Raw genomic sequence first — 1,395 nt, 5'->3', positions numbered from 1 at the left:
CCTGTTATTCCTGTCGCTCCCGTTGGTCCCGTTGTCCCGGTTACTCCGGTCGCTCCGGTTGATCCTGTGACTCCCGTGGCTCCAGTCGATCCTGTGACTCCCGTGGCTCCAGTCGATCCTGTGACTCCCGTTGTCCCGGTTCGTCCTGTTGGGCCTGTTGATCCTGTAGAGCCTGTCGGACCGGAATTCTCTATGACTTGAAGGAGCGACACGTCATCAATTAGTATTGTTGTGTTCGTATTCACAGATGCCTTGTTGATCATAATCTGAGCATCAGTTGTTCCATCAGGAACAACTGATGTTGTTTGGTATACCTCTGTCCATGTATTAAAAATTACATTCGGTAAATGGCCTATCGTGATCGCTGCATCTAAACCTGTTGCAATCGGTACACCTAATGAATTTAAATATAAGATTTGCAAGTTAACCTGAGGGTTTGAAGCCGTTCCAATGGTTCCTAATGAAACTTGAAAATGATATGCCTGACCGACCGTAACCGGGACGATTTGTGAAAGTGAAGCAGTGTTTGTTTCAATCAAAAATTGTGCTGAGTATGTTCCTGAATGGGCAAATATACTGTTAACAGTGGCATTTGCCACGTCCCACCCGGTTAAATCTCCACTTTCAAAACCACCATTGACAATGAGGTTGCCAATCGCCAATTCACTCCCCCTCTCTTGTATTCGTATTTTCATTGCAGCCGACTTTACATAACTATTGTATCTAAACTCATGGTTATCAAAGCGATACAAAAAAGGTGACTGAAAAAACGATCACCTTTTAAACATTTATGGCAGAGGGAATGATGTTGCGTTTAAAGCCCGGTTTGTAATATCGACTTGTGTTACATTATTTGTATTTCCAACTGTTAATACCATATTATACACAGTTATTCCGGAAGCCGGAACTTGGTCAACAAACGTATGAGGAATAATAATAGATTGCCCGGCTGAATAGAATAGATTCAATTCAAGAGTTTCGGTGCTGATTATAATTCCATTTCTCTCCAAGTCAAGAGAAAGCACGAGGGAGAAATCAGGTGTCAGCGGATTAAGGGTGATATTAAGCTGAATTGTCGTATCAATCTTCACCAATTGAGTGGCAACTGCAGTTATAGTTGCCGTCAAGACACTTGTCGGAGTACCCTCTAAAGGAATCACCACTTGATCAACCGCATTCTGAAAAGCAACCGTCGGCTGTGACCCCGTCGCTCCAGTAGCTCCAGTTGGACCCGTGATTCCCGTCGCCCCAGTTGATCCGGTATCCCCCGTAACCCCAGTTGGACCCGTGATTCCCGTCGCCCCAGTTGGTCCGATATCTCCCGTAACCCCAGTTGACCCCGTCGCTCCAGTGGCTCCGGTTGGACCCGTAGTTCCCGTCGCCCCAGTTGGTCCG

At 46.2% G+C, this 1,395-nt stretch carries 2 protein-coding genes; both read right to left on the bottom strand.

The genetic code is table 11. From position 1 onward, the window contains the following. Positions 1-662, bottom strand: a 662-nt coding sequence (locus AC3WTF_RS14825) for an NTTRR-F1 domain (RefSeq protein WP_492314290.1), incomplete at its 3' end; no start/stop codon positions are given. A 126-nt stretch (positions 663-788) separates the two neighbouring features. Further along, on the bottom strand, positions 789-1,395 hold a 607-nt coding region (locus AC3WTF_RS14820; protein ID WP_492314289.1), incomplete at its 5' end, for a collagen-like triple helix repeat-containing protein.

Source organism: Bacillus sp. EB106-06-01-XG163 (assembly GCF_058791615.1).
This window is presented reverse-complemented; position numbering and strand designations above follow the sequence as displayed.